Here is a 15,126-nt window from a genome sequence, read left to right on the forward strand (position 1 = left end):
GCACCGCCAGACGACAAGCCGCCGCAGCGAAGCATCAGGAGTTTCCCCGTGTCCGAGGTAAAGATCAGCGCCGAGCCCCGTACCGAGTTCGGCAAGGGTGGTGCCCGTCGTACCCGCCGGGCCGGCAAGGTGCCCGCCGTGCTGTACGGCCACGGCGAGAAGCCCAAGCACATCGCGCTCCCGGCGCGGGAGTTCGCCGCCGCGATCCGCAAGGGTGGCGCGAACCAGCTCTTCGCGATCGAGGTCAGCGACGGCACGCAGGTGCTGGCGCTGCCGAAGGCGATCCAGCGTGACCCGATCAAGGACACCTTCGAGCACGTGGACCTGCTGCTGGTCCGCCGCGGCGAGAAGGTCACCGTCGAGGTCCCGGTCCAGCTGACCGGTGAGGCCGCGAAGGACACCCTGATCGTGCACGACCACGACACGCTGTCGGTGACCGCCGACGCGACCAAGGTGCCGGACCACCTGGAGGCGTCGATCGAGGGCGCCGAGCCGGGCACCACGATCACCGCCGGTGACGTCGAGCTGCCGTCCGGCGTCGAGCTGGCCACCGACGAGGAGACCGCTGTCGCCTCGGTGACCGCCGCTCCGACCGCCGAGCAGCTCGAGGCCACCCTCCCCGAGGTCGAGGAGGCCACCGAGGAGGCCGAGGCCGAGGTCGGCGAGGAGACCGCCGAGGGTGCCGAGGGCGCTCCGGCCGCCGAGGGCGAGGAGGCCCCGGCCGAGGCGAAGACCGAGGCCTGACCGGTCCGCAAGGCTGTGCGACAGGCGTCCCCGGTTCCCGGGGGCGCCTGTCGGCGTATCGGGACGGCTGGTCGGGCGAGCGAGCGGGAAGGGGCGTCGGGTGACGGACGAGGCGGGGCCGTGGCTGGTGGTCGGCCTGGGCAACCCCGGCCGGGAGTACGCGAACAACCGGCACAACGTCGGGTTCATGGTGGCGGACCTGCTGGCGGCCCGGGTGGGCGCGAAGTTCGGGCGGCACAAGCGCGCGATGGCCGAGGCCGCCGAGGGGCGGCTGGGTTTCGGCGGTCCGAAGCTGGTGCTGCTGAAGCCGTTGACGTACATGAACCTCTCCGGTGGTCCGGTGGCGGGGCTGGCGCAGTTCCACAAGATCCCGCCGGCGCACGTGATCGCGGTGCACGACGAGCTGGACATTCCGTACGGGCAGGTGCGGGTGAAGTGCGGCGGCGGCGAGGGCGGGCACAACGGCCTGCGCTCGATGTCGAAGTCGCTCGGCACCAAGGACTACGTACGGGTGCGGTTCGGCATCGGCCGGCCGCCGGGCCGGCAGGATCCGGCTGACTACGTACTCTCGGATTTCTCCTCCGCGGAGCGCAAGGAGCTGGAGTTCCTGGTGGACCGCGCGGCGGACGTGGTGGAGTCGGTGGTTCTCAAGGGCGTGGAGCCGACGCAGAACCTCTACCACGGGGGTTGACCGGCGGGGCGGAGCCCGGCCGGTAGCCTCGGGCGGCGGGAGCGAAGGCGGGTGACGGGAGCATCATGGGTAGTCCTCCGATGATCGACGGCGGGTTCGCCCGGTGGCTGGCGTCCCGGGCCGGTCAGGCGCTGACGGCCCTGCGCGCGGAGATGGGCTTCGCCGACGCGGGCGCGCTCCGGTCGGCCGGTGACAAGGTCTCGCACGACCTGATCCGGACCGAGCTGGCGAAGTGGCGGCCGGCGGACGCGGTGCTGTCGGAGGAGGACGAGGGTTCGCGGCTGGCCTGGACGGCGGAGGTGACCGACGAGGCGTTGCCGCGCCTGACCGCGGACCGGGTCTGGATCGTCGACCCGCTGGACGGCACCCGGGAGTACGCGGAGGAGGGGCGCGCGGACTGGGCGGTGCACGTGGCGCTCTGGTCGCGCAACGCGTCGACGCCGCACGGTCTGGTGGCGGGCGCGGTGGCCCTGCCGGCCCAGCACCGGGTGCTCGGCACGGACCACCCGTCGGCGTACCCGCCGATGACCGTGGAGGCGGCCACCGGGGGCGGCGCGCGGGTCATCCGGTTGGCGGCCAGCCGTAGCCGTCCGCCGGTTTTCCTGACCGACCTGGCAGAGGACGTCGGCGCTCATCTGGTTCCGATGGGCTCGGCGGGCGCGAAGATCGCCGCCGTGGTGACCGGTGAGGTCGACGCGTACATCCACGCGGGCGGTCAGTACGAGTGGGATTCGGCCGCTCCGGTCGCTGTGGCGACGGCCACCGGTCTGCACGCTTCCCGGATCGACGGTTCTGCGCTGAAATACAACGGGGCCGACCCGCGCCTACCGGATCTGCTGGTCTGCCGCAAGGATCTCGCGAGTCGGTTGCTTGCAGCGTTGCAGCGGCATTCCGGGTAACCTGAGCGTTCTTCTTCACGAGTCCGACCTGAAAGGTCTGGAATCCGATGTACGGATCCGAGCGAATCGAGTTCGTGTCATGACGTCCCCCGCCGCGTACCAGGTGTCGCACCTCGACGCGCTCGAGGCGGAGAGCATCTTCGTGATGCGTGAGGTCGTCGCCGAGATGGAACGGCCGGTGCTGCTGTTCTCCGGCGGCAAGGACTCGATCGTGATGCTCCGGTTGGCCCAGAAGGCGTTCGCGCCGGCCAACATCCCCTTCCCGGTGATGCATGTGGACACCGGGCACAACTTCCCCGAGGTGCTCGACTACCGCGATCAGCGGGTGGCCGAGCTGGGCCTGCAGCTCATCGTGGCGAGCGTGCCGGAGGCGCTGAACAAGGGCCTGGTCCGCGAGTCGGCCGACGGCATGCGCAACCGGATCCAGACGCCGGTGCTGCTGGAGGCGGTGGAGAAGCACCGCTTCGACGCGCTGTTCGGCGGCGCGCGGCGCGACGAGGAGAAGGCGCGGGCCAAGGAGCGGGTGTTCAGCTTCCGCGACGAGTTCGGCCAGTGGGATCCGAAGAACCAGCGTCCGGAGCTGTGGGCGCTCTACAACGGCCGGCACCACCCGGGTGAGTCGATCCGGGTGTTCCCGCTGTCGAACTGGACCGAGCTGGACGTCTGGCACTACATCGCGCGGGAGCGGATCCCGCTGCCGTCGATCTACTACGCGCACGAGCGCGAGGTGATCGAGCGCGACGGCATGTTCTACGCGGTCAACGAGTTCTTCCGGGCGCGCGCCGGTGAGCAGCCGTTCAAGGCCCAGGTGCGGTACCGGACCGTGGGCGACGCCTCCTGCACCGCGGCGGTCCGTTCGGACGCCGACACGGTGGAGAAGGTGATCGAGGAGGTGGCCGCCACGCGGATCACCGAGCGCGGCGCGACCCGCGGTGACGACCGGGTCAGCGAGGCCGCCATGGAGGACCGCAAGCGAGAGGGCTACTTCTGATGAGCGTCGAGACCCTGGCCCCGGCCGAGAGCGACACCGCGCGGCCGATGGACCTGCTGCGGTTCGCCACCGCGGGCAGCGTCGACGACGGCAAGTCGACGTTGATCGGCCGTCTGCTCTACGACACGAAGTCGCTGTTCAGCGACCAGCTCGCCGCCGTCGAGGCGGTCAGCGCGGCCCGGGGCGACGAGTACACGAACCTGGCGCTGCTCACCGACGGCCTGCGCGCCGAGCGGGAGCAGGGCATCACCATCGACGTGGCGTACCGCTATTTCGCCACGCCGCGGCGGAAGTTCATCATCGCCGACACCCCGGGGCACATCCAGTACACCCGGAACATGGTCACCGGCGCCTCCACCGCCGACCTGGCGCTGATCCTGGTGGACGCGCGCAAGGGCCTGGTGGAGCAGTCCCGCCGGCACGCGTTCCTCTGCTCGCTGCTGCGGGTGCCGCACCTGGTCCTGTGCGTCAACAAGATGGACCTGGTGGACTGGTCGCAGGAGGTCTACGAGCGGATCGCGGACGAGTTCACCGCGTTCGCCGCGAAGCTCGACGTACCGGACCTGACTGTGGTGCCGGTCTCCGCGCTCCAGGGCGACAACATCGTCACCCGCTCGGAGAACATGCCCTGGTACGAGGGCCCGTCGCTGCTGCACCACCTGGAGCGGGTGCACATCGCCTCGGACCGCAACCTGGTCGACGTGCGGTTCCCGGTGCAGTACGTGATCCGGCCGCAGTCCACCACGGTCACCGACTACCGGGGTTACGCCGGTCAGGTGGCCTCGGGCGTGCTCAAGCCGGGCGACGAGGTGATGGTGCTGCCGTCCGGGTTCACCAGCCGGATCGCGGCGGTGGAGACGGCGGACGGCCCGGTGGACGAGGCGTTCCCGCCGATGTCGGTGACGGTCCGGCTGACCGACGAGCTGGACATCTCCCGCGGCGACATGATCTGCCGGCCGAACAACGCCCCGATGGCCGTGCAGGACATCGAGGCGATGGTCTGCTGGATGGACGAGACCCGGCCGTTGCAGGTCGGCGGCAAGTACGCGATCAAGCACACGACCCGATCGGCGCGGGCGATCGTGCGCGGGCTGCACTACCGGCTGGACATCAACTCGCTGCACCGCGACGAGACGGCCGCCGAGCTGAAGCTCAACGAGATCGGCCGGGTCCGGCTGCGGACCACGGTTCCGCTGCTGGCCGACGAGTACCGCCGCAACCGCACCACGGGCGGCTTCGTGATCATCGACGAGTCGACGAACCGTACGGTCGGCGCCGGCATGATCGTCGAGGCCGGCTGACGCATGTGACGAGAAGGCCCCCGGCGCTGCGCCGGGGGCCTTTCGCGTTCAGTCCAGGCGGGTGACGCCGCCGGCCGGCAGGACGGTGAGCGTGCCGGGGGCGGTGAAGCCGTTCCGGGCGTACGCGTCGGTGACGGCGGCGGCCACCGCGTCGGCGGAGCCGGCGTCGACCAGGGCGAGCACGCAGCCGCCGAAGCCGCCGCCGGTCATCCGCGCGCCGTACGCCCCGGCGGCCAGCGCCGCCTCGACCGCGGTGTCGATCTCCGGCACGGTGATCTCGAAGTCGTCGCGCATGGAGGCGTGCGAGGCGGTCAGCAGCGGACCGGTGTCGCGGACCCGGCCGGCGCGCAGCAGCGCGACGGTGTCGAGTACCCGCTGGTTCTCGGTCACCACGTGCCGCACCCGGCGGCGGGTCTCGTCGTCGTCGAGGCGGGCCAGCGCGGCGTCGAGGTCGGCCACGTCGACGTCGCGCAGCGCGGTCACGCCGAGCGTCGCCGCGGCCCGCTCACAGCTCTTGCGGCGGGCCGCGTACTCGCCGTCCGCGTGCCGGTGCGGCGCCCGGCTGTCGATCACCAGCACGGCCAGCCCGGCGCCGTCGAGGTCGAACGGGATCTGCTCGACCTCCTCGGTGCGGCAGTCGAGGAACAGGGCGTGCCCGGCCCGGCCGCGGATCACGGCGGACTGGTCCATGATCCCGGTGGGCGCGCCGACGTAGTCGTTCTCGGCCCGCTGGGCGAGCCGGGGCCACCGTCCGGTGGGCAGGTCGAGCCCGCCGAGGTCGACCAGGGCGGCCAGCACGGCCGACTCGATCGCGGCCGACGAGGAGAGCCCGGAGCCGACCGGCACGTCGGAGGCGACGGCGAGCCGCGCGCCCGGGACGTCGTGGCCGTCGGCGCGCAGCGCCCACACCACTCCGGCCACGTAGGCGGCCCAGCCGTCGACCCGGCCGGGCTCGTCGGCGTCGGCCGGGCCGAAATCGACCGGCTCGTCGTCCAGCTCCGACCAGACGGTCCAGTGTCCGTCTCGGGCGGGCGCGGCGGCGACCACGGTACGCAGCGGCAGCGCGAAGGGCAGCACGAAGCCGTCGTTGTAGTCGGTGTGCTCGCCGATCAGGTTGACCCGCCCGGGAGCCGCCCAGCGGCCCGCCGGCTCGGCGCCGTACCGCTGCCGGAAGCCGGCCGCGGCGCGGTCGGCGACGTTCATGAGGGCTGACCCGTGACGTGTTCCCGGTAGAACGCCCAGGCGTCGCCGACCATGTCGTGCAGGGTCGGCTTGGCCGGCGCCCAGCCCAGCTCGTCGCGGGCCAGCGCGGAGGACGCGACCAGTTCGGCCGGGTCGCCCTCGCGGCGGGGGGCCACCTCGACCGGCACCGGGTGCCCGGTGACCTCGCGGACCACGTCGACCACCTGGCGGTTGGTGAAGCCGTTGCCGTTGCCGAGGTTGTAGATCCGGTGCCGGCCCGGGGTGGCCGCGTCCAGCGCGAGCAGGTGGGCGCGGGCCAGGTCCTCGACGTGGATGTAGTCGCGTACGCAGGTGCCGTCGACTGTGGGGTAGTCGTCGCCGAAGAGCTGGAGCTTCTCCCGCCGCCCGGCGGCCACGTCGAGCGCGATCGGGATGAGGTGGGTCTCCGGGTCGTGCCGCTCGCCGATGGCCAGCCCGTCGCGCAGGTACGCCCCGGCGACGTTGAAGTAGCGCAGCGAGACGGCGGCCAGGTCGTGTGCGATCGCCTCGGAGGTGAGCGCCATGTCGACGGCCAGCTTGGTGGCGCCGTAGGTGCTGGTGGGGGCCTTGACGGCGGTTTCCGGGATGGGCAGCTCGGTGGGGTTGCCGTAGACGGCGGCGGTGGAGGAGAAGACCATCCGCGGCACCCGGGCGGCGCGGACCGCGTCGATGAGCGCGATCGAGCCGACCGTGTTGGTGTGCCAGTACAGCTCGGGGCGGATCATCGACTCGCCGGCGGCGATCAGGGCGGCGAAGTGCAGCACGCCGTCGAACCCGGCGTCGGGGGTGAGCACCCGGGCGGCCTCGTGCACGGGCAGCTCGACGTGGGTGGCGTCGGGGGCGAGGGCCTCCCGGTGACCGGTGCGCAGGTCGTCCAGCACGGTCACCTGGTGGCCGTGGTCGAGCAGCATCCGGGTCACCACGCTGCCGATGTAGCCGGCGCCGCCGGTGACGAGCAGTTTCACGTCGGTCCTCCTGCCTGGGCCGCGTCCCGCGGCGGCCGTCCCGTGATCACCCTACGGCCGGGGGCTGTGTCACGGCTGTCGAGTTGAGCCTGCCTCTATTCCATCATAATCCTTCACGATTGAACAGATTCGCACATCAGGCCGAGCGTGCGGTGGCCGCTGTCTACCATCCTTCTCATGCGGGAGGGTGGTGGTCCCGGGCCCCGGCGGAAACCGTCGGGGCGGCCCCGACGCGAACCCGGCCCGCTGGCCCGTACCGTGGCCCGTCTCGTGGTGCGCGGCGCCGACGGCGCCACCCGCCTGGTCACCGCCCTGCTCGGGGCCAGCCCCACCGCCGGCCGGGAACGGATCAGCGAGGCCGAGCTGCGGGACCTGGTCGCGGCGAACACGCTGCTCGACCCGGACGAACGGCGGATCATCGACGAGGTGCTGGTCGCCGGCGCCCGGCTCGTCCGCGAGGTGATGGTGCCCCGCACCGAGGTGGTCTTCCTCAGCGCGGCGCTCCCGCTGGCGCAGGCCCAGCGGCTGGTCCGGGCCGACCCGCACACCCGCTACCCGGTGGTCGACGGCACCCACGACGACGTGGTCGGCATGGTGCATCTGCGGGACGTGCTGCTGCGGCCGGAGGCGGACCGGCCGCTGCTGGTCGGCGACCTGATCCGGGAGGTCAAGCGCCTGCCGGACAGCAAACGCGTGCTGGCGGCGCTCACCGAGATGCGCCGGGAGGGCCACCACCTGGCCGTCGTCGTCGACGAGTACGGCGGCACCGCCGGCATCGTCACCTGCGAGGACCTCGTCGAGGAACTGGTCGGGGAGATCCGGGACGACGAGCACGGCCCGCTCGAACCGGAACCCGCCGGCCTGCCCGCCGTCGTCGACGGCCGGCTCAACCTGACCGACTTCGCCGAGCGCACCGGCGTGCCGCTGCCCGCCGGGCCGTACGAAACGGTGGGCGGGTTCGTGATGGCCGCCCTGGGCCGGCTGCCGGTGGCCGGCGACGAGGTGCCGGTGGCCGTCGACCCGGCCGGCGGATCGGTTCCCGCCGATCCGGCGGGCTGGCTGCTGCGGGTGCTCACACTCGACGGCCGGCGCGTGTCCCGCCTGGCGGTCTCCGCCGCACGGCTGCCCGAGCCCCGACGTGAGGTGAACGGTCCGCTTCCGCCCGTACCCGCCCGATCCACCGGCCCGTCATGACGGACGCCGGGGCTTGCTGACAGAATTGCCGCCATGTCCGACGTACCCGCCCGCCCGCGCGTCTTCTCCGGCATCCAGCCGACGGCCGACTCGTTCCACCTCGGCAACTACCTGGGCGCGCTGCGGCACTGGGTGGCGTTGCAGGACAGCCACGACGCCTACTACTGCGTCGTCGACCTGCACGCGATCACCGCGGGGCACGACCCGTTGGTGCTCAAGCGCCGCAGCCGGGTGGCCGCCGCGCAGCTGTTCGCGCTCGGCCTGGACCCGGAGCGCAGCACGCTGTTCGTGCAGTCGCAGGTGCCCGAGCACTCGCAACTGGCCTGGGTGCTCGGCTGCATCACCGGCTTCGGCGAGGCCGGCCGGATGACCCAGTTCAAGGACAAGTCGCAGAAGCAGGGCAGCGAGCGGGCCAGCGTCGGTCTGTTCACGTACCCGATCCTCCAGGCCGCCGACATCCTGCTCTACCAGGCGAACGCGGTGCCGGTCGGCGAGGACCAGCGGCAGCACCTGGAGCTCTCCCGCGACCTGGCGCAGCGGTTCAACTCGCTGTTCGGCCGCACCTTCACCGTGCCCTCCCCGCACATCGTGAAGGACACCGCGAAGATCACCGACCTGCAGGATCCGACGGCCAAGATGTCGAAGTCGTCGTCCTCCCCGGCCGGCATCATCGACCTGCTGGAGGACCCGGCCCGTTCGGCCAAGAAGATCCGCTCGGCGGTCACCGACACCGGCCGCGAGATCGTCTTCGACGCCGAGGGCAAGCCGGGCATCACCAACCTGCTGACGATCTACTCCGCGCTCTCCGGCCGGAGCATCGACGACCTGGTCGCCGCGTACGACGGCAAGGGCTACGGCGACCTGAAGAAGGACCTCGCCGAGGTGGTGCGGGAGTTCGTCACGCCGATCCAGGAACGCACGAACGCCTACCTGAACGACCCGGCGCAGCTCGACAAGCTGCTCGTGCGGGGCGCGGAGAAGGCCCGGGCGGTGGCCGCCGGGACGCTGCGGGACGCGTACGAGCGGGTCGGCTTCTTCCCGCCGGTGCGGTTCGAGTAACGGCCCGGACGGGCGGGAACGGGTGACGCAGCCGGTGGCCGGAGGGGTGGCGCGCGACGTGGCGGGCAGTGACACGGCGCCGGGCGGCGCGGACACGATCCAGATCGGGATCGCGGTCGACGTCCCCGAGCCCTGGGGCGGGATGCTCACCCGCCGCCGGGTCGAGGCCGGCGACCCGCTCGCCGTCCCCGCGCACGTCACCCTCCTCGGCCCCACCGAGATCCCGGTACGCGCGCTGCCCGCCGTCGAGGACCACCTGGACCGGGTCGCCGCCGCGCATCTGCCGTTCACGCTGCATCTGCGCGGCACCGGCACGTTCCGCCCGGTCACCCAGGTGGTGTTCGTGGCGGTGGCGGCCGGGATCAGCGAGTGCGAACTGCTGGCCGCCGCGATCAACTCGGCCCCCGAGCTGCGGCGCGAGCTGCGCTTCCCGTACCACCCGCACGTCACCGTGGCGCAGGACGTGCCGCCCGAGGTGCTCGACAAGGCGTACGAGGACCTGGCCGACTTCTCCGCGTTGTTCCAGGTGGACGCGTTCACGCTGTTCTCGCACAGCGGGGCGACCCGGTGGCAGCCCCGCCGCGACTTCCGGCTCGGCGGCCGGAGCTGAACATCCGACCGGCCGGGGCCCCTCCGCCACGGGCGGAGATCGGCGAGGATGACGGGGTGAACGTCTTCGGCCGGATCGAGGCGGCGGTGGGGCGCCGCATCGACGCGGCCCGGGGCCGCTCGTCGGTCTTCGACCACGTCTGGCGGGCCGGGACGCTCTACGCCGACCTGCTCGCCGGGCGGCTCGCCGCCGCCATCGCGTACTACGGCTTCTTCGCCGTGTTCGCGCTCGCGCTCGTCGCGTACTGGATCTTCGGTGCGGTGCTGCGGGACAACGAGGAGGTCAGCCGCGGCGCGGCCCAGTTCCTGGAGGAGAACCTGCCCTTCCTCGACCCGGCGCAGATCGCCGAGAGCAGCGGCACCGTCGGCGTGGTCGGCCTGGTCATCCTGGTCTTCACCGGCATCGGCTGGGTGGAGGCGATCCGCTCCTCGCAGCGGCTGATGTACGGCTTCAACCAGCAGCCCGGCAACCTGGTGGTGCGGCGGCTGGTCGACCTGGGCGTGCTGGTCGCGGTCTTCGTGCTGCTGTTCGTCTCGGTCGCCGCCGTGGACGCGCTGGAGTCGCTGCTGCGCTTCCTGCTGCGCAGCACCGGCTCGGTGGGCCTGACCACGGTCAGCGCGGTGCTGAGCGTGCTCGTCAACGCCGTGCTCGCCGCCGCGCTGCTGCTCGCAGTGCCCCGGCTGCGGATGAGCCGGCGCCGGCTGCGCCCGGCGGTGCTCGCCGTCGCCGTCGGGATCACCCTGCTCAACACGGTGGGGCGCTACTACGTGGTACGCACCGAGCGGAACCCCGCGTACACGGTGGTCGCCACCGCCGTGGGCCTGCTGCTCTACCTCTACCTGCTCAACCAGCTCGTGCTCTTCGGCGCCGCGCTCGCCGCCACCAGCCGGTACGGCCGCGTGGTGGACCTGGCCGAGGGCGGTGCGCGGGAGGTGGACGTGGAGGCGGACGTGCTCGACGAGGAGACCGAGCCGGGAACACCGGGGGGAGCGGGATGAGCGCGCGGATCCGGATCGACGCCGAGTCGGCGGTGCCGCCGTACGAGCAGGTGCGGGCGCAGTTCGCCGCGCGCATCGGCGACGGGCGGCTGCCGGTGGGCACCCGGCTTCCGGCGGTGCGGCAGCTCGCCGCCGACCTGGGGCTGGCGGTGAACACCGTGGCGCGGGCGTACCGGGAGCTGGAGGGCGCCGGGCTGGTCGAGACGCGTGGCCGGCACGGCACGGTGGTCGCCCCCGGCCGGGACGACGCCACCGACCGGCTGCACCGGGCCGCCGCCGAGTACGCCGAGCAGGCGCGTCGCCTGGGCGTCCCGCCGGAGCGGGCGGTCGCCCTGGTCCGTGCGGCGCTGGACGCCGGTACGCGTGGCTGAGCGTGGTCCCCGAAGCGGGGAGAGTCCGATGATTGCGTTCCCCGGGCCGACGCGCGACGACCATGATGGGCCGGTGGGCGCACTCGTGACACTGGACCTGCCGGACGACTCGCCGATCCGGAGCCTGCCGTGGATCATCACGTTCGGCCCGCTCGGCGCCGAGGACGACTGGGAGCCGGTGGTCTGCGGCCCGTACGAGCGACCGCACGCGCTGGCGCTGGCCGAGGCGGTGGTGGCCGACGAGCAGTTGATGGCGGTGGTGGAGCCGCTGCTGCCGGCGCTCACGCCCGAGGAGATCCGCGGCGAGATCGCGGCCGCGCAGATCGCCGCCGAGGACGAGGCGGCGCAGGTCGACCAGGCGGACCTCTACGGCGACTTCGAGGACGTCATCGACGAGGAGCTGGAACTGGCCGCCGAACGCGAGCCGGAGCCCGAGCCGGCCAAGGCGCCCGACCGGGAGGAGATCCGGGCCGGGTTCGCCCGGATCGCCGCGCTGCTCACCGCCAAGGGCGGCTGAGGACGCGCTCGCTCCCCGATGGACGCCGGCCCCCCGGGAGCGCACTCCCGAGGGGCCGGGGCCACCTCACCCCCCACCACAAGGGGTCGGCAGCCCAGCCGCCCGTCGGCGCGGGGCACAACGGACGGCCAGGTCGTTGGCGGGTTACCCGGCTCAGCGCCGTTCGAACCACGCAGCCGCGTCCACCGGCAGGACGTACCCGTCGCCCCGCTCGGTGAGCCCGGCGCTGGCGACGAGCGGGCGGCCGTGGCCGCTCACCGTCACGTCGGCGCCGCTGATGTTCACCACGCAGGTCACCTCGGCGTCCCCGGCGCTGCGGCGGAACGCCAGGACGCCGGGCTCGGTCTCCAGCCAGGTGATGCCGTCCAGGCCGGCCAGCGCCGGGTGCTCGTGCCGGACGCGCAGCGCGGTCCGGTACAGCTCCAGCGTCGAGCCGGGCACCCCGGTCTGGGCGGCCACCGACAGCGCCCGCCAGGTCGCCGGCGCCGGCAGCCAGCTCAGCTCGCTGCCGTCCGGCCCGAAGCCGTACGGGGGCAGCTCGCCGCTCCACGGGATCGGCACCCGGCAGCCGTCCCGGCTCTCCCCGGTGCGCCGGAAGGCGGGGTCCTGACGCAGCTCGTCGGGGAGGTCCAGCACCTCCGGCAGGCCCAGTTCCTCGCCCTGGTAGACGTACGCGCAGCCGGGCAGCGCGAACATCAGCAGCGCGGCGGCGCGGGCGCGGCGCAGACCGACCTCGCCGTCGCCGTACCGGGTGACGTGCCGCTGCCGGTCGTGGTTGGAGAGCACCCAGGTGGTCGGCGCGCCCACGATCGTGGACTCGGCCAGCGCCGTGTCGATCACCTTGCGGAACGAGTCGGCCGACCAGGTGGCGTCCAGGAAGTCGAAGCTGAACGCCTGGTGCAGCTCGTCCGGGCCGATGTAGCGGGCCAGCCGCTGCGGCGTCTCGGCCCACGCCTCGGCGACCGCCATCCGGCCGCCCGGGTAGCTGTCCAGGATCGGCCGCCAGGCGCGGTAGATGTCGTGCACCTCGTCCTGGTCGAAGTACGGCAGCCGGCCCTTGCCCAGCAGCTCGGACTGGCGCTGGCCGGTGGTCATCGAGTTGAAGCCGACGTCCGGCAGGCCCTCGGCTTTGATCATCCCGTGCGCCACGTCGATCCGGAAGCCGTCCACGCCCCGGTCGAGCCAGAAGCGCAGCACGTCCTCGAACTCGGCCCGCACCTCCGGGTGGCGCCAGTTCAGGTCGGGCTGCGCCGGATCGAACAGGTGCAGGTACCACTGGCCGTCGACCACGCGCGTCCACGCCGGGCCGCCGAAGATGCTCTCCCAGTCGTTCGGCGGCAGCTCACCCTGCTCGCCCTTGCCGTCGGCGAACAGGTAGCGCTCGCGCTCCGGCGAGCCCGGCCCGGCGGCGAGCGCGGCGGCGAACCACGGGTGCGCGCTGGAGGTGTGGTTCGGCACCATGTCGACGATGATCCGCAGGCCGAGCGTGTGCGCGTCGGTGATCATCTCGTCGAAGTCGGTCAGGTTCCCGAACAGCGGGTCGACGTCGCGGTAGTCGGCCACGTCGTAACCGGCGTCGACCTGCGGTGAGGTGTAGAACGGCGTCAGCCAGAGCGCGTCCACGCCGAGGTCCCGCAGGTACGGCAGGCGCTGCCGGATGCCCTGGAGGTCACCCACACCGTCGGAGTTCGCGTCGGCGAAGCTGCGGACGTACACCTGGTAGACGACAGCGGACCGCCACCAGTCGTCGTCGGCGGTGGGTGGGGCGGTGCGGGGGGCGGAGGTCATCGCTGGCGATCCCGTTCTGTGGCGGCTTCTGGTGCGGCGCAGGGTGTCTGAGCAGAATGCCGCCATCGCACTGCAAGAGTCAAGCATTCCTTGCGCAAGAAATGGCAGCCATCACCCACCCCGGTCCCGAAACCCTCTCCCGAATCCCGGGACACCCACCCCGCCGCCCCTCCGATCGCCGCCCCCGATCCGGCCCTGTCCTGCCGCCCTCGCCCCGCCCCGCCCCGCAGGCGTTGATCAAGGAGTTTATGTCCTGATTGGAGATCACCCCGGACACAAACTCCTTGATCAACGGGGAGAGGGCCGGAGGGGTGCGCGCGGAGCGGCCCGCCCGGGGTGGCTCGCGTGATCATGAGGTTGGCGGCCTTTGCCGTCCTGTTTGTCGCCGTCAACTTCATGATCGACGCGTCGAAGGGCGGCTGGACCGGGGCGGTGATCAAGGAGTTTGTGTTCGGGAGGGAGATCGAACTGGACGCGAACTCCTTGATCAACCCGGGAGGGGGCCCGGGGGGAGAGGGGGCGCGGCGGGGGTCAGGCGGGGATGGGGAGGGACGGGGTGGGGGAGGAAGGGGTGGCGGGGCGCTGGCGGCTGGGGGGAGTCGCGGGCTTCGCCACCGCTGTCGAGCCGCGTACCACCAGCTCGGGGCGGAACAGGTACTCGGAGTTCGGGGAGGGGTGGCCGTTGATCTCGTCGACCAGGGCCCGCACCGCGGCCACCGCCATGGCGGCGACCGGCTGGCGCACCGTGGTCAGCGGCGGGTCGGTGAACGCCATGAGCGGGGAGTCGTCGTACCCGACCACGGAGATGTCGCCGGGCACCGACAGTCCGCGCTGCCGGGCGGCACGGATCGCGCCCAGCGCCATCAGGTCCGAGCCGCAGACCAGCCCGGTGACGCCGCGCTCGATGAGCCGGCCGGCGGCCGCCTCGCCGCCCTCGACGCCGAACAGGGACAACTCCGTCAGCTCGGTCAGCTCGTCGGAGGTGATGTCGGTCAGGCGCCCCATCGCGGCCTTGTAGCCGGCGACCTTTCGCTGCACCGGCACGAACCGGTCCGGGCCGGTGATCAGGCCGATCCGGCGGTGCCCGAGCGCGACCAGGTGGGCGACCGCCAGTTCGGCGGACTCCCGGTCGTCGCAGGAGACGAACGGCGCGGGGATGCCCGGCGCGTACCCGTTGATCATGACGATCGGCAGCGGCCGGGCCAGCAGCGTGCGGTAGCGGTCGTGGTCCGCGGCGGTGTCGGCGTGCAGGCCGGAGACGAAGACGATGCCGGAGACCTGACGGTCCAGCAGCATCTCCACGTACTCGTCCTCGCGGACGCCGCCCGGGGTCTGCGTGCAGAGCACCGGCGTGTAGCCGGTGGGGGCGAGCGCGGACTCGATGATCTGGGCGAAGGCCGGGAAGATCGGGTTGTCCAGCTCCGGCACGACCAGGCCGACCAGCCCGGCGCTGCGCTTGCGCAGCCGGGCGGGGCGTTCGTAGCCGAGCACATCGAGGGCGGTGAGGACGGCCTGGCGGGTTTCGGGGGCCACGCCGGGGCGGTCGTTGAGCACCCGCGACACCGTGGCCTCGCTGACTTCAGCCTGTTGGGCGATGTCGGACAGTCGAGCGCGCATGTGCGGCACTTTAGCCCAACGGCAAAGTCTTGCGTACACTTCTGCAAGCCCTTCCATTCTCTGCAACCTCTTGCTAACGTCCCCGCAACATGCGAGAGCAGCGGCGCAGCAACTCGGCGCCGGTCAGCAAGAACTTTCAGAGGTTTTCCACTGGCGGGCC

Annotated in this window: 15 protein-coding genes; 11 read left to right on the top strand and 4 right to left on the bottom strand. The window is 72.4% G+C overall.

The genetic code is table 11. The features are described from left to right. Positions 1-48 precede the first annotated feature (48 nt). The 5 genes from V6U82_RS06905 to V6U82_RS06925 all read left to right on the top strand — a co-directional run bounded on the left by V6U82_RS06905 (position 49) and on the right by V6U82_RS06925 (position 4,626). Positions 49-744: a 50S ribosomal protein L25/general stress protein Ctc gene (locus V6U82_RS06905; RefSeq protein WP_128137008.1), complete on the top strand. Its 696-nt coding sequence runs from the start codon at positions 49-51 to the stop codon at positions 742-744. Between the two features lie 100 nt (positions 745-844). Continuing rightward, positions 845-1,435, top strand: coding sequence for an aminoacyl-tRNA hydrolase (pth, locus tag V6U82_RS06910; protein ID WP_116503868.1), 591 nt, complete (start codon positions 845-847; stop codon positions 1,433-1,435). Between the two features lie 65 nt (positions 1,436-1,500). After that, positions 1,501-2,334: an inositol monophosphatase family protein gene (locus tag V6U82_RS06915; protein WP_334459909.1), complete on the top strand. Its 834-nt coding sequence runs from the start codon at positions 1,501-1,503 to the stop codon at positions 2,332-2,334. A 79-nt stretch (positions 2,335-2,413) separates the two neighbouring features. After that, positions 2,414-3,325, top strand: coding sequence for a sulfate adenylyltransferase subunit CysD (gene cysD / locus V6U82_RS06920; RefSeq protein ID WP_334459910.1), 912 nt, complete (start codon positions 2,414-2,416; stop codon positions 3,323-3,325). Beyond that, positions 3,325-4,626 carry a sulfate adenylyltransferase subunit 1 gene (locus tag V6U82_RS06925; protein ID WP_334459911.1) on the top strand — a complete coding sequence of 434 codons (1,302 nt, stop codon included), beginning with the start codon at positions 3,325-3,327 and terminating at the stop codon, positions 4,624-4,626. Before cysD ends, V6U82_RS06925 begins: the two co-directional genes overlap by 1 nt. Positions 4,627-4,674: 48 nt before the next feature. On the opposite strand, the gene galK is transcribed toward V6U82_RS06925, so the two are convergent. Both galK and galE read right to left on the bottom strand, forming a co-directional pair. Beyond that, positions 4,675-5,829, bottom strand: a complete 1,155-nt coding sequence (gene galK, locus V6U82_RS06930) for a galactokinase (protein WP_334459912.1) — start codon at positions 5,827-5,829, stop codon at positions 4,675-4,677. After that, positions 5,826-6,812 carry a UDP-glucose 4-epimerase GalE gene (gene galE / locus V6U82_RS06935; RefSeq protein WP_128137886.1) on the bottom strand — a complete coding sequence of 329 codons (987 nt, stop codon included), beginning with the start codon at positions 6,810-6,812 and terminating at the stop codon, positions 5,826-5,828. The genes galK and galE overlap by 4 nt, the downstream gene beginning before the upstream one ends. Positions 6,813-6,989: 177 nt before the next feature. On the opposite strand from galE, the gene V6U82_RS06940 reads away from it, so the two are divergent. From V6U82_RS06940 to V6U82_RS06965, 6 genes are all read left to right on the top strand, one after another. After that, positions 6,990-8,006 carry a hemolysin family protein gene (locus V6U82_RS06940; RefSeq protein ID WP_181726643.1) on the top strand — a complete coding sequence of 339 codons (1,017 nt, stop codon included), beginning with the start codon at positions 6,990-6,992 and terminating at the stop codon, positions 8,004-8,006. 33 nt (positions 8,007-8,039) lie between these two features. Continuing rightward, on the top strand, positions 8,040-9,065 hold the full coding sequence (gene trpS / locus V6U82_RS06945) for a tryptophan--tRNA ligase (protein WP_334459913.1): 1,026 nt from the start codon (positions 8,040-8,042) through the stop codon (positions 9,063-9,065). 22 nt (positions 9,066-9,087) lie between these two features. Continuing rightward, positions 9,088-9,675, top strand: a complete 588-nt coding sequence (locus V6U82_RS06950; protein ID WP_128137888.1) for a 2'-5' RNA ligase family protein — start codon at positions 9,088-9,090, stop codon at positions 9,673-9,675. A 56-nt stretch (positions 9,676-9,731) separates the two neighbouring features. Then, positions 9,732-10,673: a YhjD/YihY/BrkB family envelope integrity protein gene (locus tag V6U82_RS06955; protein WP_128137889.1), complete on the top strand. Its 942-nt coding sequence runs from the start codon at positions 9,732-9,734 to the stop codon at positions 10,671-10,673. Further along, a complete protein-coding gene (locus V6U82_RS06960) occupies positions 10,670-11,044 on the top strand; it encodes a GntR family transcriptional regulator (RefSeq protein ID WP_120571706.1) in 375 nt (124 codons plus the stop codon). The genes V6U82_RS06955 and V6U82_RS06960 overlap by 4 nt, the downstream gene beginning before the upstream one ends. Before the next feature lie 73 nt (positions 11,045-11,117). Continuing rightward, entirely contained in the window at positions 11,118-11,561 is a 444-nt protein-coding gene (locus V6U82_RS06965; protein WP_181726644.1) for a hypothetical protein, read from the top strand. Between the two features lie 153 nt (positions 11,562-11,714). Here the strand turns inward: V6U82_RS06965 and V6U82_RS06970 are convergent, their stop codons facing one another. Beyond that, entirely contained in the window at positions 11,715-13,349 is a 1,635-nt protein-coding gene (locus V6U82_RS06970; RefSeq protein ID WP_334459914.1) for a glycoside hydrolase family 13 protein, read from the bottom strand. 531 nt (positions 13,350-13,880) lie between these two features. Beyond that, entirely contained in the window at positions 13,881-14,966 is a 1,086-nt protein-coding gene (locus V6U82_RS06975) for a LacI family DNA-binding transcriptional regulator (RefSeq protein ID WP_334459915.1), read from the bottom strand. Positions 14,967-15,126 lie beyond the last annotated feature (160 nt).

This window comes from Micromonospora sp. CPCC 205554, from assembly GCF_036902745.1.
Classification (GTDB): domain Bacteria; phylum Actinomycetota; class Actinomycetes; order Mycobacteriales; family Micromonosporaceae; genus Micromonospora; species Micromonospora tulbaghiae.